Annotated in this window: 22 protein-coding genes; 12 read left to right on the top strand and 10 right to left on the bottom strand. The window is 59.1% G+C overall.

Annotated elements, in window-relative coordinates:
- Positions 1-128: 128 nt before the first annotated feature.
- The 4 genes from AC3WTO_RS19585 (at position 129) to AC3WTO_RS19570 (ending at position 5,063) form a co-directional block, all read left to right on the top strand.
- Positions 129-1,928: an amino acid ABC transporter permease/ATP-binding protein gene (locus AC3WTO_RS19585; RefSeq protein WP_492462565.1), complete on the top strand. Its 1,800-nt coding sequence runs from the start codon at positions 129-131 to the stop codon at positions 1,926-1,928.
- A gap of 97 nt (positions 1,929-2,025) precedes the next feature.
- Positions 2,026-2,967, top strand: a complete 942-nt coding sequence (locus tag AC3WTO_RS19580; protein WP_492462564.1) for an ABC transporter substrate-binding protein — start codon at positions 2,026-2,028, stop codon at positions 2,965-2,967.
- A 76-nt stretch (positions 2,968-3,043) separates the two neighbouring features.
- Entirely contained in the window at positions 3,044-3,976 is a 933-nt protein-coding gene (locus AC3WTO_RS19575) for an ABC transporter substrate-binding protein (RefSeq protein ID WP_492462563.1), read from the top strand.
- A 43-nt stretch (positions 3,977-4,019) separates the two neighbouring features.
- Positions 4,020-5,063 (top strand): LLM class flavin-dependent oxidoreductase, encoded by a 1,044-nt coding sequence (locus tag AC3WTO_RS19570; protein ID WP_492462562.1) that lies wholly within the window; start codon positions 4,020-4,022, stop codon positions 5,061-5,063.
- Positions 5,064-5,133: 70 nt separating this feature from the next.
- On the opposite strand, the gene AC3WTO_RS19565 is transcribed toward AC3WTO_RS19570, so the two are convergent.
- Both AC3WTO_RS19565 and AC3WTO_RS19560 read right to left on the bottom strand, forming a co-directional pair.
- Positions 5,134-5,307: a hypothetical protein gene (locus AC3WTO_RS19565; RefSeq protein ID WP_492558433.1), complete on the bottom strand. Its 174-nt coding sequence runs from the start codon at positions 5,305-5,307 to the stop codon at positions 5,134-5,136.
- A 273-nt stretch (positions 5,308-5,580) separates the two neighbouring features.
- Positions 5,581-6,270 carry a FadR/GntR family transcriptional regulator gene (locus AC3WTO_RS19560; RefSeq protein ID WP_492462560.1) on the bottom strand — a complete coding sequence of 230 codons (690 nt, stop codon included), beginning with the start codon at positions 6,268-6,270 and terminating at the stop codon, positions 5,581-5,583.
- Positions 6,271-6,424: 154 nt separating this feature from the next.
- Here AC3WTO_RS19560 and AC3WTO_RS19555 point away from each other — a divergent pair, with 154 nt between their 5' ends.
- The 5 genes from AC3WTO_RS19555 to hydA all read left to right on the top strand — a co-directional run bounded on the left by AC3WTO_RS19555 (position 6,425) and on the right by hydA (position 11,457).
- A complete protein-coding gene (locus AC3WTO_RS19555) occupies positions 6,425-7,222 on the top strand; it encodes an ABC transporter substrate-binding protein (RefSeq protein ID WP_129413073.1) in 798 nt (265 codons plus the stop codon).
- A gap of 70 nt (positions 7,223-7,292) precedes the next feature.
- Positions 7,293-7,964, top strand: coding sequence for an amino acid ABC transporter permease (locus tag AC3WTO_RS19550; RefSeq protein WP_492462559.1), 672 nt, complete (start codon positions 7,293-7,295; stop codon positions 7,962-7,964).
- The gene (locus AC3WTO_RS19545) at positions 7,964-8,701 is read left to right on the top strand and encodes an amino acid ABC transporter ATP-binding protein (RefSeq protein ID WP_144222581.1); all 738 of its coding nucleotides are present in this window, start codon (positions 7,964-7,966) and stop codon (positions 8,699-8,701) included. Before AC3WTO_RS19550 ends, AC3WTO_RS19545 begins: the two co-directional genes overlap by 1 nt.
- 24 nt (positions 8,702-8,725) lie before the next feature.
- Positions 8,726-10,003, top strand: a complete 1,278-nt coding sequence (locus AC3WTO_RS19540) for a cysteine desulfurase-like protein (protein WP_492462558.1) — start codon at positions 8,726-8,728, stop codon at positions 10,001-10,003.
- Between the two features lie 20 nt (positions 10,004-10,023).
- On the top strand, positions 10,024-11,457 hold the full coding sequence (gene hydA, locus AC3WTO_RS19535) for a dihydropyrimidinase (RefSeq protein WP_492462557.1): 1,434 nt from the start codon (positions 10,024-10,026) through the stop codon (positions 11,455-11,457).
- Positions 11,458-11,560: 103 nt separating this feature from the next.
- Here the strand turns inward: hydA and AC3WTO_RS19530 are convergent, their stop codons facing one another.
- The 4 genes from AC3WTO_RS19530 to AC3WTO_RS19515 all read right to left on the bottom strand — a co-directional run bounded on the left by AC3WTO_RS19530 (position 11,561) and on the right by AC3WTO_RS19515 (position 15,665).
- Entirely contained in the window at positions 11,561-12,679 is a 1,119-nt protein-coding gene (locus AC3WTO_RS19530) for a porin (protein ID WP_492462556.1), read from the bottom strand.
- 498 nt (positions 12,680-13,177) lie between these two features.
- Entirely contained in the window at positions 13,178-13,783 is a 606-nt protein-coding gene (locus AC3WTO_RS19525; protein ID WP_492462555.1) for a MarR family winged helix-turn-helix transcriptional regulator, read from the bottom strand.
- A 54-nt stretch (positions 13,784-13,837) separates the two neighbouring features.
- Positions 13,838-14,905: an ATP-binding protein gene (locus AC3WTO_RS19520; protein ID WP_492462554.1), complete on the bottom strand. Its 1,068-nt coding sequence runs from the start codon at positions 14,903-14,905 to the stop codon at positions 13,838-13,840.
- Between the two features lie 64 nt (positions 14,906-14,969).
- Positions 14,970-15,665: a response regulator gene (locus AC3WTO_RS19515; RefSeq protein WP_492462765.1), complete on the bottom strand. Its 696-nt coding sequence runs from the start codon at positions 15,663-15,665 to the stop codon at positions 14,970-14,972.
- A 261-nt stretch (positions 15,666-15,926) separates the two neighbouring features.
- Here AC3WTO_RS19515 and AC3WTO_RS19510 point away from each other — a divergent pair, with 261 nt between their 5' ends.
- Complete coding sequence (locus AC3WTO_RS19510) at positions 15,927-16,172, top strand: DUF6074 family protein (RefSeq protein ID WP_492462553.1); 246 nt, start codon at positions 15,927-15,929, stop codon at positions 16,170-16,172.
- 274 nt (positions 16,173-16,446) lie between these two features.
- Positions 16,447-16,872: a hypothetical protein gene (locus AC3WTO_RS19505; protein ID WP_492558432.1), complete on the top strand. Its 426-nt coding sequence runs from the start codon at positions 16,447-16,449 to the stop codon at positions 16,870-16,872.
- A 45-nt stretch (positions 16,873-16,917) separates the two neighbouring features.
- On the opposite strand, the gene AC3WTO_RS19500 is transcribed toward AC3WTO_RS19505, so the two are convergent.
- The 3 genes from AC3WTO_RS19500 to AC3WTO_RS19490 all read right to left on the bottom strand — a co-directional run bounded on the left by AC3WTO_RS19500 (position 16,918) and on the right by AC3WTO_RS19490 (position 20,363).
- Complete coding sequence (locus tag AC3WTO_RS19500; protein WP_492462764.1) at positions 16,918-18,078, bottom strand: alpha/beta hydrolase; 1,161 nt, start codon at positions 18,076-18,078, stop codon at positions 16,918-16,920.
- A gap of 374 nt (positions 18,079-18,452) precedes the next feature.
- A complete protein-coding gene (locus AC3WTO_RS19495; protein WP_492462551.1) occupies positions 18,453-19,778 on the bottom strand; it encodes a Dyp-type peroxidase in 1,326 nt (441 codons plus the stop codon).
- Positions 19,779-19,826: 48 nt separating this feature from the next.
- Positions 19,827-20,363 carry a hypothetical protein gene (locus AC3WTO_RS19490; RefSeq protein ID WP_492462550.1) on the bottom strand — a complete coding sequence of 179 codons (537 nt, stop codon included), beginning with the start codon at positions 20,361-20,363 and terminating at the stop codon, positions 19,827-19,829.
- Between the two features lie 379 nt (positions 20,364-20,742).
- Between AC3WTO_RS19490 and AC3WTO_RS19485 the strand changes: the two genes are divergently transcribed.
- Entirely contained in the window at positions 20,743-21,858 is a 1,116-nt protein-coding gene (locus tag AC3WTO_RS19485; protein WP_492462549.1) for a catalase family protein, read from the top strand.
- A 108-nt stretch (positions 21,859-21,966) separates the two neighbouring features.
- Here AC3WTO_RS19485 and AC3WTO_RS19480 read toward each other — a convergent pair whose 3' ends face one another.
- Positions 21,967-23,067, bottom strand: a complete 1,101-nt coding sequence (locus AC3WTO_RS19480; protein ID WP_492462548.1) for a helix-turn-helix transcriptional regulator — start codon at positions 23,065-23,067, stop codon at positions 21,967-21,969.
- Positions 23,068-23,715 lie beyond the last annotated feature (648 nt).

The raw sequence follows: 23,715 nt of genomic DNA, 5'->3' as shown, positions 1-23,715 counted from the left end.
GTAATGTCAATTACTGGCAAAAAGTTGAAAAAACTTGCCGTGACCAAGTGAATATAATTCTGAATATGGCTCTGTTGAATTGAGAATATCTGACGATCATTAGGATATTTCCGGAGAGGCGGAGTCGAATGACAACAGTTACGGATGTTGGCGAGATTTCCGCCGCCAGGCGATCACGATCCATTGAAAGCCATACTGGCTACAAGGTCGTGCCGGCCAAGCACCATTGGCGTACGGTCGGTACGGTGGTGGCGGTCCTGCTCATCGCGGTCACGCTCCACTCCATTCTCACCAACCCGCGCTGGGGTTGGGATGTTTTCGCGAAGTTCTTCTTCTCCGAACCAGTCCTGGTCGGCCTTGGCCGCACTTTGCTTCTGACGGTGCTGGCATCCGCCCTGGGCTTCCTGCTCGGTACCGTGCTGGCCTTTGCGCGCGTGTCGACATCACCACTGCTGTCTGGCGTCTCCTGGGCCTATATCTGGTTCCTGCGTTCGATCCCGCTGATCGTGCTGCTGCTGGTGCTGAACAATCTCGGTTATCTCTATCCGACGGTCGATGTCGGCGTGCCGTTCACCAGCATCTTGTTCGCGCAATACAACACCGTCGAGGTGCTCAGCCCCTTCGCGGTGGCGCTTATCGGGCTCAGCCTGAACCAGGCCGCCTTTTCGGCCGAGATCATCCGGGGCGGCATCCTGTCGGTCGATCACGGGCAGCACGAGGCTGCCGCAGCACTTGGCCTGTCGCGGCGGCGGCAGGCGCTCAACATCGTGCTGCCGCAAGCGATGCGCGCAATCCTGCCGAGCGGCTTCAACGAGATCATCGGTCTCGCGAAATCGACCTCGATGGTCTACGTGCTCGCTTTGCCGGAACTGTTCTACACCGTCCAGGTCATCTACCGCCGTAATCTGGAGGTTATCCCGCTGCTGATGGTGGCGACGGTCTGGTATCTGGTCATCATGAGCGCGCTTTCGCTCATTCAGATCGCGATCGAGCAGTATTATTCCAAAGGAGCCACGCGGAAGGCACCGAGCCCCGTGGTCAGGCGGATCGCCGCATTTCTGTCGGGCCTGCCCTTCGCGCCGGCTCGGGCCGGCCAGCAAGCCGTGGTTGAAACAAGGCAGCCGGTCGTGCGCAAGCCTCTGGCTACCGTCAATCTTGGCGACCGTGGCGCGGGCCGTATCGAGATCCGTGACGTGAGCAAGCGTTTCGGCATCCTGACCGTGCTTGACCAGGTCAGCCTCACCCTGGCACCGGGAACGGTCACCGCCATCATCGGGCCGTCGGGTGCAGGCAAATCGACGTTGCTGCGCACGATCAATCATCTTGAACGTGCCGATGAAGGCTTCATCTCGATCGACGACGAATTGATCGGCTACGAGCGCGACGGCAACGTGCTCTACGAGCTGAAGGAAGGTGCCATTCGCCGCCGCCGTTCGGCTGTCGGCATGGTGTTCCAGAACTTCAACCTGTTTCCGCATCTGACGGTGGTGGAGAATATCATCGAGGCGCCGGTCTCGGTGCATGGCGTGCCACGCGCCGAAGCGGTTGAAATCGCCCTCGATCTCCTGGCCCGTATCGGACTCTCCGACAAGGCCGGCGCCTATCCGCGCCATCTGTCAGGCGGACAGCAGCAACGCGTGGCGATCGCCAGGGCGCTGGCGCTGAGGCCAAAGGTCCTGTTGTTCGACGAGCCGACTTCGGCGCTCGATCCGGAACTGGTCGGTGAGGTTCTCGACGTCATCAAGGAACTGGCGGATTCGGGCACGACGCTGGTGATCGTCACCCACGAAATTGGATTTGCCAGGGAGATCGCCGACACCGTCGTCTTCATGGAAAGCGGTAAGGTGGTGGAAGTGGCGCCGCCCGCGAAGCTCTTCAGCGACCCGTCGCATCCGCGAACCCGCGCTTTCCTGGCCAAAGTTCTCTGATCCACGGCTTTTTGCGCCAGTCATATGTGCGGAGCTCTGGCGCGCCCGTCCTTACGTGTCGGGCAAGTTTTCGCACGTCCCGAAACAGGAGCAGGCAATGACACTCCATCGCAATCGATTTTCCTATCTGGCAGCCGGCATCGCTGGCCTTGGGCTGTGGGCGACCACCGCTGTTGCCGCCGAGTTCGACCTCAGCCCGGAACAGCCAACGCGTGTTCATGCGGAAAAGAACGAAAAGGCCATCACGGCGATCCCGAAGGACTACAAGTTCGTCGAGCCCGGCGTCCTGACTGTCGGCATCAATCCGTGGGATCCGCCGGTTGCCACCTATGCGACGGATGCCAAGGCCGTCGTCGGTACAGATCCGGATCTGGCTGTCCTGCTTGCCGAGACACTCGGGCTTAAACTCAACCTCGTCGCGGTCGCCTGGGAAGACTGGCCGCTCGGTTTGTCTTCCGGCAAGTTCGATGCCGTCATCAGCAACGTGACGGTGACCGAAGAGCGCAAGGAGAAGTTCGACTTCTCCACCTACCGGCAAGACGTGCTTGGTTTCTACGTCAAGAAGGACAGCCCGATCACATCGATCAAGGAGCCTAAGGATGTCGCCGGGTTGAAGGTCATCACCGGCGCCGGCACCAACCAGGAGAAGATCCTGCTGGAGTGGGATCGCGAGAATGTCGCCGCCGGGCTGAAGCCGGTCGAGGTTCAGTATTATGACGATCGGGCGGCCAGCCAGCTGGCGATCCAGTCGGGCAGGGCGGATGCCGAATTCAACCCCAACGCGACCCTGGCCTACGGTGCGGCGGTGAATGGCGGAACCAAGCTGGTCGGCGTCGTCAGCGGCGGCTGGCCGCGCACCGCCGAAATCGCGGTCGCCACGCGCAAGGGCAGCGGGTTGGCCGATGCCTTCACGGTTGCCGTCAACGAACTGATCGCCAGCGGCAAATATGGCGAGGTTCTGAAGAAGTGGAGCCTGACCGAGGAGGCGATCGACAAGTCGGCCACCAATCCTCTCGGCCTGCCGAAGCCCAACAGCTGAGTGAACGCTTGATGGCCGCAGGCGTCGGACGCGCCTGCGGCCTTGCCGCTTCCCAGATTCAAAAAAGAGCTACGCCATGTTTCCCGGAACTCGCCTTCTTGCCCCTGCCTTCCTTGCTGCACTGCTTGTGACTGCAGGCGCGTCAGCCACTGCGCAATTCGACCTCAGCCCCGAGCAGAGCGGCCGTGTGCGCGCCGACAAGGACGATGCGCTGGTGAAGTCGATCCCGAAGGATTTCCACTTCGTCGACGAAGGGGTGTTCACAGTAGCCGTCTCGCCGTCAGGCGTGCCGCCGATCGCCAGCTACGCTACGGATGCTGCCACTGTCATCGGCGCCGATCCCGACATTGCCCAGCTTGTCGCCGACAAGCTCGGCCGGCCCCTGAAGCTGGTGGTGGTCGCCTGGGAAGACTGGCCGCTTGGCATTGTCTCCGGCAAATTCGATGCCGTGATCTCCAATGTCGGCGTGACCGAAGAACGCAAGCTCAAATACGACTTTTCCAGCTACAGGCAGGGACTGCACGGCTTCTATGTCCGCAACGACAGTCCGATCCAAAAGATCGCCGAACCCAAGGACATTGCCGGTCTGAAGATCGTCACCGATCCCGGCACCATCCAGGAAAAGATCATCGTGGAATGGGACCGTCGCAACCGCGAAGCCGGGTTGAAACCGGTCGAGATCATCCTGTTCGACGACGAGGCGGCGTCGAACCTGGCGCTGCGGTCCGGACGTGCGGATGCTGTCTTCAGCGTCAATGCAGTTCAGTCCTATCAGGCGGCGGTGACCGGCGATGCGCGACTGGTGGGCACGGTCAATGCCGGCTGGCCGCTGACCACGGATGTCGGAGTGGTGACGCGACGCGGCAGCGGCATCGCTGACGTTGTCACGGCGGCACTCAATGAAACCATCAAGGATGGCAAGTACAAGCAGGTTCTCGACAAGTGGAATCTGGGACCCGAGGCGATCGCACAGTCGCGCACCAATCCGCCCGGCCTGCCGAAATATTGAGGGTCAGTCCGATGCAAGCTTCAGCCTGTCGCGGGTACCGTCGATGACGAGCCCCTCCATCCGACGCCTCGCCTTCCTTACCCCCGGCAACTATCCGGACAATGATCCCGCTGCCGGCTTCGAAAAGACGCTGCAATTGTTCGAGTTTGGCGAGGACATCGGGTTTGATGGTGCCTGGGTCCGACAGCGTCATCTGGAGCCTGGTATCTCTTCGGCCGCAGCCTTTCTGGCGGCAGCCAGCCAGCGCACCCGCAGGATCGAACTCGGCACCGCAGTCATTCCGATCGGGTATGAAAGCCCCTATCGGTTGGCGGAAGATCTCTCGACCGTCGATGTGCTGTCTCGTGGGCGGCTCAATGTCGGGTTGAGTGCCGGCACACCGCCGCATGCCGAGACACTGGGGCCGCTGGTCTTCGATGGCGACTGGCGCGGTTTCGACTTTTCGCATGAACGCGTGTTGCGTTTTATCCGCAACCTCAAGGGTGAGCCGATCGGCGCGCTAGGCGCGGTCGTCGAGTTTCCGGGAGGTCGAGTCACGCCAAGGCTGCAGCCTTATGCTGCCGGCCTTTCAGAGCGGATCTGGTATGGCGGCGGCTCGCTGCGGTCCGCCGAATGGGCTGGCCGCAACGGTCTCAACCTGCTTATCGGCAATGTGACTTCGGGCGAAGGCACGGATGATTTCTTCCAGGCGCAACTTCGTCAACTCGAGGTCTTCAGATCACAGCCAGGTCATGGCCGCGTCGCGCTCGGCCGCGTCATCGTGCCGTTCGACAGCGCCGACCCGGCAACGCGCCAGCGCTATCGTGCCTATGGCGAAGGCCGCGACGAAAGAACGGGCAAACCGCATGGCGAGCGGCGCACCTTGTTCGCCCGCGATCTGGTCGGGCCGTCGCAGGCAATCGTGGAGGCGCTGTTCCGCGACCCGGTCTTTGCCGAGGTGGAAGAACTGCGGCTGGAGCTTCCCTATAGTTTCCGGCATGAGGACTACGAACAAATCCTGTCCGATGTCGTTCAATACATCGCACCGGTTTTCGGGTGGGCCGAAAGCATTGCCGACACAAAGCCGGCGCATGCCCTTGCCCGATAGCGCTCGCGGTCGATGCCGTCATTCTCGCGCGGTTCGAGGTTTCGGCGAGATTGAGTTGCTTCAGGCTGGGTCAGCGATCGCTCGTGTCTGAGCGGTCCTGGTTTTCGCCAGAGACGGCCGGAACCATCTGATCGTTGTGGTCGTCGTCGAAAGCCAGTTTGTGTTCCCACGGATCGAAAAACTTGATCGCGGAGCGCTCCGCTTTGCCTTCATGGGCAAAGTGGTTTTCCTTCATACTGAACATGCCGCAGGTTCCCCTTCTGCGTTACACACTGGAAAGCCGCCCAGCCGATAAGACATCGAACCGGCTGGGCCTGCCTTGCGGTGCCTGGCACCCCCACACACCGTCAAGGCAGTTTACGTGTAAAGCAGTCGGGGTGAAGGCGCGTACCCCATTTGGGGCAGTGGCAATGGCGATTGCGCGTCTATTTTCGAGATGTTCAGCGGAATGCTGTGCTCAATCAGAAGAGGGGCGGCTTTTCTTGCAAGCCTGTTCCTGGACCTGCTTTTGATTGAACTAAGGAGCCAGCCCCGCACATTGCGCGGTATTGCGGATATGGGATTCCATCTCGTGCTTTGCACCCGCGCTATCGCTCGTTGTCAGCGCCTTGATGATGCGCCGATGCTCGGCGATGGAGTTCTTCATGCGTTCCGGATCGGTGATGGGAATCGGCTGGCGCTGTGTTTCGATCAACTGGTCGCGCATCGTCTCATAGAGTGTGCGCAGCACTGCATTTGAGCAGGCTGAAACGATGATGGCGTGGAATTCGAGGTCGGCCTCGACGTTGGCCAGCCGGTCCTGTTGGGCCCAGCCTTCTTCCATCGTGCGGGTGGCGGCTTCCATCTTTTCGAGCTGGAGTTGGGTCAAGCGTCCGGCGGCCAGTCGTGCGATTTCCCCTTCGAGCATGATACGGGTCTGGAACACGTCGAAGACGGAAAAGCTCTCCGAATAACGCCAGGGCGCCATATGGCCCGTCTGACCTTGCGGTGGGCTGGCAACGAATGTTCCCCGGCCAGGTTCTGTCTTCAGAAGGCCGAGCGTTTCGAGCGTCAGCAGTGCTTCTCGGAGTGAAGCGCGGCTGATGCCGAAGTTTTGTGAGAACTCGCGTTGCGACGGAATCTTGTCGCCCGGCTTCAGTGTCCCGCTTGTGATCATGGCCTGGATTTCCCGAGCCACTGACTGCGGAAGAAGCGTCTTGTTCAGCATTCTCACCCTCTTCTTCACCCCGTGCGAGTGGGGTGTTCAAATCTATTTTCGACCGGTGGCCTTGCAAAGCGGAAAGAGCCGTGTTTTTGTGGTCTAACTGGTCAGACCAGTTAGACCATGTAAAAGACTTCGAAATCAAAAGGCAAGGGGACCCATGACACTGGCATCAAAACTCAAAACGATCCTGCTTTCCGCGACTTGCGCCGTCGTTGGCGTCGTGGCCGCGCACGCTGCCGACCTCACGGTGGGGGCCAACATCGGCAACGTCCCTTGGGAATTCCAGGATGCGGACGGCAAAGTCGCTGGATTCGAGATCGATCTCGTCAACGAAATCGGCAAGCGGCTCGGCAAGTCGGTCGAGTTCGTCAACACACCTTTCAACGGCCTGTTTTCAGCCGTTCAGTCGGGGCGGATCAATATTGGCATCTCCTCGATCACCATCACTGACAAGCGACTGGAGTCGGTCGCCTTCGCGCAGCCCTATTATGACAGCGATCAGTCACTCACCGTGACCGCATCCTCGGGCATAACCGGACTCAAGGGAATGGATAGTAAGGTGATTGGCGTCGATACAGGGTCGACCGGAGATATGTGGGCCGACAAGCACAAGGCCGACTACAAGTTTGGTGAAATCCGCCGTTTCGAGGGCCTTTCCCCGGCGATGCTCGATCTCGTCGCCGGGCGGATTGACGGCTATGTCAGCGACATTCCCGCACTCCTCTATTACGTCAAGGACAAGCCCGATCTGAAGGTCGTCGAACGTATCCCGACCGGCGAAAAATATTCGATGATGTTCAAGAAGGGTGATCCGCTCGCCGCGGAAGTGAACGCCGTGATCACAACCCTGAAAAAGGAAGGTTTCGTCGCGAAACTGCACGAAACCTGGTTTGGCGCAAAAGCCGAGGAAGCGACTTCAACCGTCGCCGTCTTCGACATGCCGGCTGCCAAATAACCGACAAACCGGTGAAGCCTCCGGCCGGTGAAGCCCAAGCTTCGCCGGCCTCCAAGGGAGCCGTCGCGGCATGAATCTCATCGATACCTTCTTCAACGTCAAAGTGCTGCTCGACAGCCTGCCGCAACTGTTGCGCGGGCTCGTCGTCACGCTTCAGATCGGCATTACCAGCATTCTTTGTGGGCTGGCCGGTGGCCTCTTTCTGGCCGTAGCCCGTCTTTATGCGCCGGCCGTCTTCAAGCCTTTCATCCGAATCTATGTCGACTTCTTCCGATCCATCCCGCTGCTCGTTCTTCTGATCGTCGTCTACTACGCGCTACCCTTTATCGGGATAAAGCTCTCTCCCTTGTTGTCCGCGGTGACGGCACTCACGCTTGTTTCAGCCGCCTACACGGCCGAAATCTTCCGCGCGGGCATCGAAGCGATACCGCGAGGGCAGTTCGAAGCATCGGCGGCTTTGGGCCTCTCGAACAAACACACGATGATCGACGTCATCCTGCCGCAGGCAATCCGTGTCGTCATTCCGCCGCTGACCAACAATTGCATCAACGTGTTGAAGGATACTGCGCTCGCGTCGGTCGTTGCGATGCCGGACCTCTTGAAGCAGGCCACCCAGGCGCAATCGCTTGCCGCGAATCCGACACCGCTGATCGGTGCGGCCGCTATCTATGTTCTGCTGCTCTGGCCGCTGGTCAGCATGGTTGCCAGGTTCGAAAAACGTTTCAGCCGGGGAAGACGCTGATGGCTGCTCTCATTTCCATTCGCGGGCTGACGAAAGCCTTCGGTCAGTTCACGGTTCTCCATGGCATCGATCTCGATATCGCCGAAGGCGAGGTGGTTTGCGTCATCGGGCCCTCCGGCTCCGGGAAATCCACATTGATCCGCTGCATCAATCATCTGGAGACTTTCGATTCCCGATGCAGCATCACCGTGGATGGCATCCGGGTCGGGCAGGGAACGGCCCTCGCCAAGGTGCGAGCCGAAGTCGGCATGGTGTTCCAGTCGTTCAATCTGTTCCCGCATATGACGGTGCTGCGCAATGTCATGCTGGCGCCGATGCGGGTGCGGGGGACTGCGCTGGCAGACGCCCAGCGCAAGGCGCGGGAACTGCTTGCTCGCGTCGGTATCGCCGAGCAGGCCGACAAATATCCCTCACAGCTCTCGGGCGGGCAGCAGCAACGCGTAGCCATCGCGCGTGCGCTGGCCATGGAGCCGAAGGCGCTGCTCTTCGATGAGCCGACCTCGGCTCTCGATCCGGAAATGGTTGGTGAAGTGCTTGACGTGATGCGCACACTGGCCGGCACTGGCGTCACCATGGTCGTTGTCACCCACGAGATGGGTTTTGCGCGTCAGGTCGCCGATCGCGTCATTTTCATGGATGGCGGGCGCATCGTCGAGGCGGGAACGCCTTCCGAAGTATTTGATACCCCTCGCGAAGAACGAACACGCGGTTTTCTGCGCGCCGTCCTCAACCACTAGAACCACTTCCAAAGGATGATACAAATGGCCATCACCAAGCCGTTGGACATCGATTTCGCACGCGCCCAGTTTCCCGGTCTCGCGCGGGGCTGGACCTTCTTCGACAATGCAGGGGGATCACAGATCCTCCAGGGAGCGCTCGACCGTATCAACACGTTCCTGATCGAGAAGAATGTTCAGATTGGCGGATCCTACGCGGTGTCGCAGGACGCGGCGAAGGCGCTTTACGAGGCGCGCACGGCCGCCATGCACCTGGTCAACGCCAGCCGACCCGAGGAGATCGTGTTCGGAAGCTCGACGACCGCGCTGCTGCAGAACCTGGCCCGTGCCATGGCAAGCCAGCTCGAACCGGGCGACGAAATCGTCGTGACCGTCAGCGACCACGAGTCAAACATAGGCCCGTGGGACAGGTTGCAAGCGGCCGGGGTGGTCGTGAAGTTCTGGCCTCTCGACAGGAAGACCCTCGAACTTGATCTTGGCGACCTCGAGTCGCTGATGAACAAACGCACGAAACTCGTCTGCGTCTCTCACGCCTCGAACATCCTCGGTTCAATCAACCCCGTTCGCGAGATTGCCGACTTCGTGCATGCTCGAAACGCGAAATTGTGTGTCGATGCCGTGGCTTACGCACCGCATCGAGCGGTGGACGTGCAGGCATTCGACGCGGACTACTATGTCTTCAGTCTCTACAAGACCTATGGGCCGCACTATGCGCTGATGTACGGGAAGTACGACCTCCTGCTGGAACTCGACACGCTCTATCACTACTTCTACGGCAAGGACAAAGTTCCCGGCAAACTGGAGCCTGGAAATCCGAACTACGAACTCGCCTATGCCACTTGCGGGATTGTCGACTATCTTTGCGAACTCGGCATCCGCGCCGGCGCAACAGGCTCGCCACGGCAAAAGATCGAGGCGGCGTTCGAAGCGATCACGCGACAGGAGGATACCTTGGTCGAGCGGCTGCTGGCGTATCTGCGCCAGCGCAATGATTGCGAGATCATCGGGCAGGCCGTCAATCGGGACAGCAAGCGCGTTCCGACGATTTCCTTCCGCTTCGATGGCCGGGATGCAGCCGAAATCTGCAAGGCCATCGACGAAGAGAACATTGCCATTCGGTTCGGTGACTTCCATTCCCGCCGGCTGGCGGAATATCTTGATGTCACCGACCGCAATGGAATGCTTCGTGTTTCGATGGTGCATTACAACACCTTCGAAGAGGTCGATCGCCTGACGGCCGCATTCGACCGCGTGCTTTCGAGCGATACCGGAACCGTTGCGCAAGCACGGCGCCTCGGCTGAATGCTCGGGCGGAAAGCAAGATGCATTTCGATACAGTTATCCGCCACGGCACCGTCGTGACTGCCAGCGATATCTTCAGGAGTGATGTCGGTATCATCGATGGCCGAGTTGCGGCTCTTGCAGCCGGGCTGGTGGATGCCGACGAGATCATCGATGCAACGGGCCTGTATGTCATGCCTGGCGGCATAGACAGCCATGTCCACCTCGATCAGCCGTCAGGCCCCGGCATTGTCATGGCAGATGGTTTCGACAGCGGCACACGTTCCGCGGCGATCGGTGGCAATACGACAGTGCTTGCCTTTTGCATGCAAGAGAAGGGCCAGAGCCTGCGTAGCGCGCTGGAGGCCTATCATGCCAAGGCAGAAGGACACTGCCATGTCGATGCGGCCTTCCATCTCGTGATCACCGATCCATCCGCTGCGGTTCTGGGCCAGGAACTGCCGGCGCTGGTGGCAGATGGCTACACGTCCATCAAGATCTTCATGACATATGATGGTTTGCGACTGCGCGACGACGAAATCCTGTCGACCCTCGATGCCGCCCGGCGAACCGGCGCACTGGCCATGGTTCATTGCGAAAACGAAGATGCGATCCGATACCTGATTGGCCGCCATGAAGCGGAAGGGTTGCTCGAGCCCAGATATCACGCCACGACCCGGCCGATAGCGGCGGAGCGCGAAGCAACGCATCGGGCATTGTCGCTTGCCGAAATCGTCGACACGGCGATCGTGATCGTTCACGTTTCCAACCGGCAGGCGATGGAAGAAATTCGCCGCGCACGGGAGCGGGGACAGAAGATCGCGGGCGAGACATGTCCGCAATATCTGATGCTGACGGCGGAGGATCTGGACGACGACGCGCTTGAGGGCGCGAAGTATGTCTGTTCGCCACCGCCTCGCGACCGGGAAAGCCAGGAGGCTTGCTGGGATGGTATCGAGCAGGGCGTGTTCGAGCTGTTCTCCTCGGATCATTGCCCGTTTCGGTTCAACGATAGCGAGGGGAAATCAAACGAACGGGGCAAGCAGAGCTTTCGCTGGATCCCCAATGGCATTCCTGGTGTTGCCACCCGGTTGCCGATCCTCTTTTCGGAAGGGGTGATGAAGGGCCGGATCGATCTCAATCAGTTCGTCGCGGTGACTTCGACAAACCACGCGAAGCTCTATGGCCTCTACCCGCGCAAGGGAACAATCGCGATCGGCGCGGATGCCGATATCGCGCTGTGGGATCCCGACCAAGAGGTGGTGATCACCAACGATATCCTTCAACACGGTTCGGACTATACGCCCTATGAAGGATTGGCGGTGCGAGGATGGCCGGTACGTACCCTTCTGCGTGGGCAAACCATCATGCAGGACGGCCATCTGAGCAAGGCGACTGCCTCCGGCATTTATCTTCGCAGAACCCTGTCATCGCTGGCGCGTGGAAAGGGTGCTGAAAACAGGCCCGATGTTTGAGCGCATAAGGTCGAGTTGATGAGAGCGATGTTCTCGATCTGAATTCCCAAAAGCAGGAACCCGGCCGCCAGGCCGGGTTCCGCATTGATTTCAAGACGATGTCTTAGAAATCGCGCTGGAAGCGGAGAACGCCGCCCACGCCGTCGCTCTTGGCGTGATACTTGCTGGCCGACTTGTTGAAGTAATCCACTTCGCCGGTGATGGTGAAGCCCGGTACCAGCTGGTGTGCGATGTTCGCGGCCAGCGCGAAGGTCTTGCCCTGATCGTAGGACGCCTGGACGTTGAAGGCAGTCCGCTCGTCGAACTTGTAGGTACCGCCACCCCAGACAGCCCACTTGCCATCCCATGGCTTGTAGAAACTGCGCAGCGAGTTCTTCTCGGTGCCGTAACCGCCGAGCACGAACAGCGAGATCTGGTCGGTTGCCTTGATGTCCAGGCGGACCTTGCCGGCCCACTCTTCCCACGATGAATTGTAGGCAACGACGCCGGAGATGCCGCCCCAGCCTTGCGTGTATTTGCCACCAAGAACGACGTTCGGGACGTAGCTGTCGATGGTCTGGTTGGCAATGCCAGGAACCCAGACACCCGCGCCGTTCTTGATGCGGGTGTTGTAGCTGCCCGAACCCTGTTCCAGCGAGGCGATCGCCGAGAAGCCATTGCCGGCGTCGAAGGTGTAGCTGATCAGGTTGGTGTCGTATTCACCGAAGGGGATGAAATCGTCCTTGATGACGTTGCCGGCATATCCCGAGAAGGTGAGGAAGGCCGACTCGTCCTTACCGACGCGCAAACCACCCAGCTGGATCCAGGCGAAGTTCAGCGTGACGCCGCTGTTGCGGGCATTGGCGTTGTCGCTGCTGTTGCCGAAATTGAAGCGGGTTTCAGTGTAGGTCTTCAGCGTGCCGAGCTCGGTTTCCTGGCCGGTCCAGGTCTTCAGCGTGAAACGACCATTCTTGGCATAGGTGTCCCGCTCGCGACCATTCAGGCGGTCGGTCGTCTTGACGCCGCCGAAATCGCCGAGACCGACGTCATAACGTACATAACCGCCGACGCGCAGGCAGGTTTCGGTGCCCGGGATGTAGAAATAACCAGCGCCGTAGACGTCGCAGATCTTCACGTATTCTGCCGGCTCCGGTTCCGCGATGACGACAGCGTCGGCCGCGCGCGCTCCGGAAGCAGCGACCAAAGCCGCAGCCGAGCCGAGGAGAAGGCTCCTAACGTTCATTTTCAAACTCCTATCTTTGGAAAAGTGTCCTCGAAAAGGCGGTATCTTTTTTCCTTTTCGAGCAAAGCCATCGCACCTGAAACACGTCGATGCAAATTGATTTCAAATTAATATGGGGATTTTTGGTCTCTGTTGTTGATTATGTTGTCATAATGTCACGATTATATTAGGATCCTTATTAAATAACTACTGTAGATAGGAATCTAATTAAAATAATTACGCAAATAATAGTTATTTGAGTCGCTTTGAATTTTGCTTTGCAATATACGGAAGTCACATCGGCCTCCAGTCGATGAACGGTTCCGTGTCGATGTATCCCCTGCAATCGATGCGGAGCCGTTGCCAATTATTGATTTTTCGATCGGTGAAATGAAGGTAATTTAGTCATATGTATATTTAAGATATACACAGAGGCTGAATCTCCTGGAAGAAAATGTTCTTCCTCGGAGATTGTTTGTGACTGAAATCTATCCGGCGGCGGAAAATCGTCTGGATATTTTATCTGCTGATGAGAAATCGGTTGGATTTCGCTTCCCGCATCGAAATGCGCCGAAGGATTTTTGTGGCGATCTCCAGTTCCGACGCGTCGAATTCCGACAAGATGTCGTCAAGTAATTCGCTAAGTATATCTTCGAGCTTGGCGGCTAGGGCCGCGCCTGCTTCCGTCAGCCAAAGTGCCTTGGCGCGCTGGTCCCTGGGGTCTTCACGCCGCTCTATCAGCCTGGCCGCCTCAAGCTGGTTGATCATGTCGGCAAGCGTCGCTGCGCGAATGCCGATGCTGTTCGCCACCTCGGACTGCCAGACGCCATTCCCGAGCCTTGAAACCCATACCAAAGGCATTGCTCGAGCCTCGGAAATGTCCAGGCGCAAGAACTTCCGTTCTGCATGGGAACGCCAGCACCTGTCCGCGCGAACCAATTCAGAAACCAGATCCCGACGCGCGCTTTTCAAGCCGAACCGCCTTTGTTCCAGATGCACTTTGCCGGGTAGCCCGGCAGGGCCCTCCCAACCTGCCGGCTTCGGCCGCTTCCGTGTATCCGTGCGCAAGACGCCGAACACTGGAAGCACATCCTGCCTCAAAGACTGGAACGGTTGGGATTCCATGGATGGTCCGTGGAGTTTTTGTGGAGGGACCTTGAGAGCAGATGCCTGATCCGATCAATGGGCTGGTGCCAGCGGCAACGAAACCTCGATGGCCAGGCCGCCGCTTTGTGAGGAGCGGGCCAGGACCTCTCCGCCATGCGCTTGAGCGATGGCTCTGACAATGGCCAGTCCCAGCCCGCTGCCTCCATTCTTGCGGGAGCGGGACTCGTCGGCGCGCCAAAACCGTTCGAACATCTTGTCATGGCTTCCGTTCAGCACACCTGGGCCGGAATCCGAGCATCTGATGATGCCGACCGAGCCGGAGGTGAAGGTCTGCATACATACCGTGCTGTTCGGGGCGTAGCGGCGTGCGTTGTCCAGCACGGCCAGCAATGCCTGACGCACACGATTTCGGTCGATGTGGCACTGAACGGCCTGCAGGTCTCGTTCGAGCTTTACATTCGCCGCCGCCATTTCCGGTTCCAGTGCGCCGATGATCGCCTCGACCTCACCGGCCAGATCGACAGCCTCCAGCTTCAGATCGAGATGGCCGGCACTGGCAAGGCCGAGAGTCCGCAGGTCTTCGACCAGATGCGTCAAGCCATCGACGTGCGCGATGAGATTGCCGTAAAGCTCCCTGGTCGGCGGAAACACACCGTCAGACAGCCCCTGCAGGCGTCCTCTGAGGATGGTGAGCGGCGTGCGCAGCTCATGGGCGATGGCAGAGTTCGAGAAACGCAATTCGGATTCCGCGGTCTCGAGCCGCCCGGCCATCCTGTTGAAATCGCTGATCAGCGTTTCGGCTTCGCCGAAGCCATCTTGTGCGATTTCGGCGCGGGCGCTGAAATCCCCGGCCGCGATTGCACGCAATGCCTCTGCGACCGCATCCAGCGGTCGCAGAATGCGGCGCGCCAGCCTCAAGCCGACAATGCCCGCCGTGATCAGGCCGATCGCGACAAAGATGCCGAGCGCCACGAAATCGGTGAGCACCCATTCCGTATCTTCGTTCTGAATTGCGGTCGGGACGAGCCACTCGTAATTGTAGAAGTAGAGGATTCCGCCGAAGAACATGACAGCCAGCGCCGACAGCGTCACAGCGCTGATCGACAGCATCACCTGGCGGCTGAGGGTGCCTTTTCTCATCGTCGTGCGAGCCGGCGCAAGGCTTCAGGACGCGGTCCTGTGGCTGTGATGGGATGCCTTCCCATCAGCGGTGGCTCGCAACGAGCTTGTAGCCGACCCCGCGCACGCCCGTCACAAGACCGTCGGCCCCGGATGAGCCAAGCTTGCGTCTCAGATTGCTTACGTGGCTGTCGACCGTGCGCTCCAATGCTTCCCCTTCCGGCAGACACGCGTCGACCAGTTCGCCCCGCTCGAAGACCCGGTTCGGCGAACCGGCCATGTGGGCCAGCAGTCGGAACTCGGTTCGGGTGAGCTCCAGCGAGACTTGGCCGTTTACCGTCTCCACCGACGCCATATGGGCATCCGGATCGATGGTGAGAGGTCCGATGCGGATTGCGGTTCCGGCATCTCGCTTTCGTGTTCGCCGCAACACCGCCTTTGCGCGGGCGACGACCTCGAGAGGATTGAAGGGCTTGACGACATAGTCGTCCGCGCCAATGCGGAGCGCCTGCAATTTGTCCAGGTCTTCCGCGAGTGCCGTGACCATGATGACGGGAGTATCGCCCCGCCTGCGCAGGGCCGCGAGCACTTCATATCCATCCTGTCCCGGCATCTTCACATCGAGAACAATGATGTCGGGCCTCAGGCGCAGATGATGCGCGAGGCCGGTGGGGCCATCATTTGCACTGACGGTGCGAAAGCCTTCCCGGCTGAAATAGGTTTCAAGAATGTCGACGATCTCGGGCTCGTCCTCGACGATCAACACAAGCGGATTTTCCATCATCATCGGCAAGCTATCTTCCGGCATGCATCGCCCGCTGTCGCTTTTGTCTGGCGATGGCGTGGGCGGCAAGGTTGCAAGAGCGCTGACGTCACAACCGCTTCGACAAGCGGCTTGAGCGGCGCTGCGTTCAGGATGTGTCGATATTGTGTGGAGTTTTTGTGGAGACGGTCCGCGGAAGAGACGTGCGTCGATCCGGACGCGCACGAAAAAACGTTCGGTTCACGTTTGATAAACCATCCATGACCGATCGTCCCGGACATGGCTGAACTGATTCCTTTCCCGCTCCACTCGCGTGCAACCCTGGTCCGCTCGATCTCCGATGATCTCGAAGTCGTGCATGGTCCGAGCGCCAACACGTTCTGGCGAGAGCGCATTGCCGGCATTGTCGCCGGGTTACGCGCAGACGGTGTTGCCGACGATGCGATCCGAACCGAGATCCTCGGTCTTCAGTCGGCGGTTCAGTCCGAATTGCAGCAACGCGCCCGTTCGGCGGCCGCAATCTAGGACGCACCGTCCGCTTGAAGGTGTCCGGCACCGTGTATGGTTCGTTCCAGTGCCCTTACTCCGTCAGTGCCAAGTTACCTGCATTTGATAGCAGCGTGGCGCCATAAAACTGTCATTCTGCGTCCTGTCTTGCAAAGCCGTGGGGGCACGATGATGCAAGCGAAACCCCGGCCGTCGTGAATCTCCCAACGCTGCGACGGCCGGGCTTCTCTCTGGACTGCCGGCGAGTTTGCACGATCGACCGCAACGGCAACCGTAAATCGGGAAAGGGCGCATGCAGCCCTGTATGTTTGATAGCGACGGCAAGCCAGTCGACAACTGGCTGCCACGGATGCAGACAAAACGCTTTCTGCGCGAAGCGATCGCGCGTGGCGAACGCACTGCCGATTGCTGGGCGGAACTCACCAGGCGCAACCGAGCCGAAGCACAGTCCCTGTCTTGCGGTTGCGAGGACAGCGGTGAGCCAGACCTGCCCGAGGAGACCTCCACGGTACTCGACCACAAGACGGTCGGGTATGAGGAATACACACTGGTCGCCCTGTGTGACCCATGGGGCGAGTGGACACACCAGATCCGACATTACGTGCGCGATGCGGCGGCTTACGGCAGCCCGGGACAACGCCTTCAGATCGGCAGCGCGAACTACATCTGCGTTTTCCATGCCTTGCGCGTGTTCGACCGCCTGACGCGTGACGGATAGACCACGCATCGTCCGTGTTATCGCGCATGCGCGGCCATTGATTTTCTACTGTCCGCCGCCAGTTACCGCCGTCAGAACCTTGAACGGCGTGGTCACGGCGATCTCCGCGGCCGATCCGACGGCTTGACCAAGGCCGGTGCCCAGGTGCTCGATCGACTGGTTGTTGACAGGATCAGCCAGGGCCGCCGGCGTCCGCAACTGCTTGCCGAGCAACTGCACCAGGAGCGGGTTGTCGGCGAACTTCGCATGATTCATGCTATCACCGCTCTTGGATTTGGACAGGTCGACGACATTGACGCCGTATTGCGCGAGGTCGGAGGCATTGCCGTAGTCGCCGACACGCGGCTTGGCGCCGGAGATGAAGCTGGAGGCTCGCAAGGCGCGATCGTCGGCGGACAGCAGAACGGTGAACGGTCTTTTGGGTTTGCCGTAGCGGATCATCTGCTTCTTGAAGACGTCGACATCGATATCGGGCGAAGCGAGCACGACATAGCCGAGCTTGCCGGAAAGATCGCGGTCGCCGGTGATGGCCAGTTGCCGCAAGGCCTCCATCGCCACCCAGTTGCCCATCGAATGCGCGATGATGTCGATGCTCTTGGCCTTGGTCTTCGCCAGCAGCCTGAGCGTCGCCTCTAGATCGTCGCGGGCCGCGTTAGCGCTTTCCTTGTCGTAGATATAGCCGGTGGTCTTGCCGGCCGAAGCCCAGGAGAACAGCACCGGCGTGCCGGGATAGTTCGTATCCTGTGCAATCTGCGTCAGCCTGAAAACACCGTCGTCAAAGCCGTTGTTATAGCCGTGGACGAATACCAGGACACGTCCATCGTTGCGCGAGATGTCGGCGCCCACCGCCTGCTCGAATTCCCTGACGCTGTTGTAGAGCGTGGCGCGGGTGGCGGTGAAGTGCTTGGCGGGGTTGCTGTCAGCACGGCCCTTGGCCCGCTCGATCTGACCGACCTGATGGATCTTGGGCACGGACACGTCGATGCGTGCATATTGCGTGCGCAGCGAGCGTTCGCCGGCGAACACCTGGCGCGGATCGGTCTTGGCTGTCTCGCGCGTGGTGGCGACATAGATGTCGTGGGTGGCTGCGATTGCCGAGGCAGGCGCCTCTACCACGGTCTTGTTGAGCAGGTCGTGTGTGTTGGATCCAGCACAACCGGCTGCCGAGAGCGCGATGGCGACGACGAACAACGCCTTGCAGCACATGAAACCGTTGCCGAAGCTTTCGCGCCCGAGCGTGACACCATCAATCCCGGATAGAGGCAGAGGCCGCCTCCGTGGCTTGCGAGGCCGCATACGCCCCTTCCAGTCTACGTGTTGTCGCGGTTGCGCGAACCATCGTCAAAAAAGGGCATAGCGCCGAACGAGGATGGCGCTATGCCCTGGAGAACGCCGTGCCGGGATGAGGGCCCAGTGTGGCATGATGGCGAAGCAGGGGAGCCTTTCGGGAGGAGAGCTGCGTCGTCATCGCAACCAGCTTTGCACGGCTCATACCTGCTCGATACTGCCATTTGAGGGTTCCGGCCCGGCAATATGCGCGGCAGCGCACTTTCCTGTATCGCATCGCGCATCTGGCTCTTTCACTGCGCCTGCGTAAGCCATCGAAGGGCGCTCAAGCTGGGGAGAAAACAATATTCGCCGCCTCGCACGACGGCAAAGCTGGGCAATCCCTTCAGGCGACGCCGCAGTGGTTTGCCTGGAATCGTGAAATCGCCGTGGCCTTCATTGGTGCCGATGAGAGGGTCCTTTTCTCCGGCCATGCCAATGAAGTCACCCTGGTTGATCCATACCTGCTGGATGAATTCGAACTGCCGCGAGAGGCTCGCGCCCATGAAGATGAAGACGATCCCTCGCTCGACGCCGTCGTCTGTCGTCACACCCTCCGGCAGCACCGGGCCGTAGGCGGTTCCTCCGCGCAGGAGCCGATGCCGTTTCACGTCGACAATGGAGTTCGTCAGGCTGTCGCGAGGGTTGCAGCGGCGCATATGGGCGCCCATCGGACAAGCAAGACCGTTGGGATCCCGGCTGGCATAGGTGAAATCATTGTTGCGATGAGGATCCGCGCCGAGTTCGGGGTCATCCTTGTCAGGTGACAGCGCCAATGGAGCACCGCTGCGCCATCTGCCGATCATCTTCGCCGCGACAAACTCCTCGTCACTCTTGTCCTTGGCGTTTTCCTGAAGATAGCGGCGAAACGCAGCCACATCCTGGTAGTATTGCCGGAAGGCGAGATAGGTTCCGTTTCGTCCCAGCACCTCGGGTTGCGGCAGCGGCGCGATCCCGCCGTCCTCGTCCTTTTCGCCGAGTATGAATTCTCCGGGCATGATCGGATCCTGGCCTGGATAGGCGGTCGATCCGCTGCCGATGACATGGGCGCTGCCTATGCCATCCTTGAAGCCGAAATGTTCCCGGCCCGTCGCAGGGATCTCGACATCGAGCCTGTAGATCGGGGTGACGCCGTTGAGGCCCTTTCGCGCGCCCATCGCAAGCTGCAGCGGCTCGTCGATGTGCTCCTTGTTCTCGGCCGCAATCAGAATACCGATATGCACGTCCGGAGAACCAAGTGGTTCTCGCCAATTGGCCGGGTCGCTTTCACCGAGATCGCCGAGAACCTCTTTTCGCGAAGCCATCCCCGCTTTGAATTCGGCCGGGAAGCTGTCCAGGCTACTCTGCGAAAGCCCGAGCGCTTTCAGGCCCTGCCATGTGAAAACGATGTTCAATGTGAATGGCACAGGCTGTTCCCAGCCTGCTGCGGTCGTTACATGGGGCAGGATCTGCCCCAGCATCTTGCGCGCATCGGCGGCGTCATCGATGCGATACAGGATGTAGGTGCCATGGTACCTGTCGGGCCTGCGGCGAAGTGCGGTACCCTGTATGTCGGCAAGAGCAAGTGTGACGTCAGACACGATCAGCCCGGATGAGTTCGCTGGGAGGGGTCGAAGCAGAACGGATGATTAGTTCTGAAGCGCGTCGAGCAGGTCGTTGAACTGCTTTACCACACGTCCGCCTCGCGCCACATCACGGACGCTCAGCTGATTGTTCTCGACATACCACATGCTGGCCTGCACCTGATGTTTCGCGATGTATTCGAGCGCCTCCGGCTTGGCGAGGCCCGGATAACCCTCAGCAACCCCCAGGAACATGTGGTCGATCCAGGGCGTGGCAAATTTGATCACATCTTCGACGTAGGGCTTGAATTCGTCGCTGTAGGTTGCCGCGAACAGGATCTGGGTGTCGTTGTTGATCAGGGCGACGCGCAGGTCGTGAACGGTCCCTAGCTTGCCCTCCCAGTAATTGGATTCGGCTTGTGCCTGGGCGATGCGCTGCCGGAAAATTTCTGCGCCGCCCTGCTTTAGCGGGGCAACAAGCGTGAATTCGGAAACGTTGCCCATGCGAAGCCCGACCCCATCGGTCTGGACACGCACAGGGCAATGCCGCTTTTCAATCTCGGCAGGGTCAACAGTCGAATCAATATAAACTGTCTTGTTCACGCTCTCTGTCTCCTCGAATATTCAGCGGACTCCGAACGTGAACATCGAAATTACGAAACATAAGGCAAAAGAAGCCTTTATAAATCAGGTTTCGTATTGAATTACGATCGGAAATCAATTCGCTATGGCTGCATTTCGAGTAGATAACTTGAGGTAGCGGTGAGTCTGCTATCATACGATAGTATTCGAAAAGAAGCTCTGATCGGAATGATATCAAACGATGGTATTCAAGAAACCGTCAAGAACCTAACCAACCAGGGTCGTCGAGTTGACGGTGAATGACTGCGCGATGGGGGATCTGTCCTTCTCGCGTCACTCTTAATGCTCGATTTCTTGAGAGCGCTATCGATCGCTTCATTCCCTCACGCGGAGCAGAAGAATGAGTTCGTTTGTCAAATACTCGCCTGAAATCGAGGCTGCGGATCCTGATTTTGACAAGAGTCTCGCAATCATTCTCGATGGTGCGAAATCCTATGTGAAGGGTTCGGCCAAAACGAACGAAGGCGGAAAGGCCGTCCGCGATGCGCACGCCAAGGGCTATGGCCTGGTGCGCGCGGAATTTGAAATTCTTTCAGGCCTTCCCGATGCGTATGCGCAAGGTATTTACGCGGCGCCGGGCAAACATGAGGCAGTCATTCGATTTTCGAACGGCTCACCACACACCGGCGCCGACATGGGGTTGGGCAGCGCGACCGGCCTCGCGCTGAAGATCTTCAACATACCGGGGAAGACACTGCTCGAAGACGAGCCCGATACCGAAACATTCGACTACGCCAACATCAATGCGCCGATCTTCTTCTGCAATACTGTTGAACATTACCTGTTCGTTCAGGGGCTCTTCATTGGTGCTCCTGAGTATATCGCGCAAGGAAAGCGCGGCATCCATCGTTTCATGCGAGAGTTCGTGACTGGGAAAGGGACTCTTGCCGAGGACGAATGGGCTTGGGACGAACTACTGGCATTCCTCCGCGTCGCAAGCGGAGCGCCGGTCAATCTTCTCCAATCCACATATTGGACCATGGGCGCCGTCAGGCACGGAGACTACGTTGCCAAGGTGATGTTTCGTCCGACGGAAAAGAGCATCGCCGGGCTGCGTCGCCGTGCGCTGGACCTCACTTCCACGGCCGAAGTATTCAGGCCGGCTCTCGTGGAGTCCCTGCAGGAGGGATCCTTCGAGTTTGACGTCCAGGTCCAACTCTCTGTCGACATCAACAAGATGCCGGTGGAAGATGTGACCGTCGAGTGGTCGGAAGTGCTTTCGCCGCCCGTTACCGTTGCCCGACTGCGTATGCCGCGCCAGGACATTTCAGGTGATGATAACCTGCAGCGCATGGATCCGCTATCCTTCACGCCGTGGCGGACGAGAGAAGCACACAGGCCGCTCGGCAACATCCAACGGACCCGCAAGGAAGTGTATCGCCAGGTGTCGATTTTACGGCATGGCCTAAACCATCAGGCCCGTAAGGAACCTCGCTCGCTTGCGGACATTTTCTAGCGCAGGCCAGCAGAAGCGCACAGCGGTTTTGTGCCCGAAACTGCGCAGAACGGAATGAGAGTGTTTCGGCTAAATGCGGAAACACTCTCGGTAAAAGCTGAGCACCGATCACCTTGAGGAGTGAATGCTTTTCAGGAGGCTGACCAATTCGCTCTGCTGGCTTGTTCCGGTCTTTGAGAAGATGCGGATGAGATAGGCGCGAGCGGTACCGGTCGTAATTCCTTGGTTGGCGGCGCTGTCACGCAAGGAGAGACCTGATGTCAAAGTGACCGCCAGTCGTGCTTCGGCAGGTGTCAGGCCAAAAAGCTTGGAAGCAAGCTCTGGCGATGGTACCCCGACATTTGTGGCAACCGGCGTGACCACCATGATCGTGCAGGGTATCGAGAAGATCATCCTCGCGTCACCCACCATGGGCATCAGTTCCACGATCGCAGCGGTTCTGCCATTGTCGGCGGGCAGCGCGACGCTGATGCTTTTTGTCTTGGCGGTTTCCAGCGCCTGCGCGAAAGAACGGCGAAGGTCGTCATTTCCTCGAACGGACAGTTGTCCCGAGGGCAATCTCGAGATGTAGCGCTCGACGTTCTCGAACAGCTCATTCGCATGCAGAATATGGCCGCAGTCACTTAACAAGGCTGCCGGAAGCCCGAAATCGTTCAGCGTCTGCAAGCTGCTGCGCATCCGCTCGAATTGCAGGCGCGAGGCAAAAAACACCGAATGGCGAAATGCCGCGTTCAGCGTGTTCAGATGGGCGATCAGAGAAGCCTCATAGCGAGGTTCCTGCCGCCGCCGGGTGAATTCGAGCGTAATCACTTCTCCGTTGAAAAGCTCAATGATCGTTCCCGCCTGGACGCCGAAGCCACGCCTGATGTGACGGGCAAGGCGCACATCGAAGTCGGCGATGTCCGACCAGTCCCCCGCGAACGGATCGATCTGAAAAAAGCCCTGGTTTATGTATTCGCCCGATCGGACATGGGCCAGCCAGCGCTGCGTCTCTTCCGGCGATTGCTGCCATGGGGCAGGCCCCGGCGAGATGGTGAATGTTGTCGTGATCCCGCGCTGGACCGGCCAATAAATACCGATGCCACCGAAGCCAGAACCCGTAGCCTTTGCCAGATCGTCGAGCAGCGGCACCCACAACTCGGGCAGAAACGCGGCCTCGTACATCCTCTCGGAGATGCTCGCGAGGTCGAACACAAGACTGCGCTTCAAATTCCCACCCTGTGTGTATTGTCGAATCGCTGGCGCTTCGCACTGGATTTGCGAGCGCGCTGGCCTCTGGAGCTGGCCAATTGGTTCTTTGCGGTAATGTGCGGGTTTCATGCCGGGTCAGTTGCGCTCGAGCCGGCGGACGAACGGGGGCGAGAAAACGGCATCGGATGTGGTGTTAATCTAAACTGCGATGGCAGGTCGCCGTCGCAGTTGGCGTATTAGCTCTAAATAATGTATTCACATTATTAATTGGATTTATCTCGCGTATATAGTTTACGCGTGAATTGTAATCATGCTTATAAATAAGCATTGTTGGATTCCTCGTCCGCATTCGTCTCGATTTTGCTTAAATGACGGGCGTCTGAAGCTATCATTTGATATTAACCAAACGATAGCCTTCTGATATATCTGCGATGCTCCGGCAATTTGACACGCGCCTATACTGTGGCGGCGCTGTTTTTTCTGGTGTCGCGGTGAGAGTCGCAAAAGACAGGTGACCGGCTCCTGGTTGCAACGCCTTGGCAGGGAGCGGACCTGACGAACTGCGCCGGGCGCAGGCCCAAGCCATCAGGGCGCATCAAGCGTGGCGCTCTCATCCGGCGGCGGTCTGCATTGTCGTGAGAAGGCGGCCGGAGACGAAGCGGGGGT

The sequence above is a fragment of the Mesorhizobium sp. EU05-FHT14A09 genome (assembly GCF_058790995.1).
This window is presented reverse-complemented; position numbering and strand designations above follow the sequence as displayed.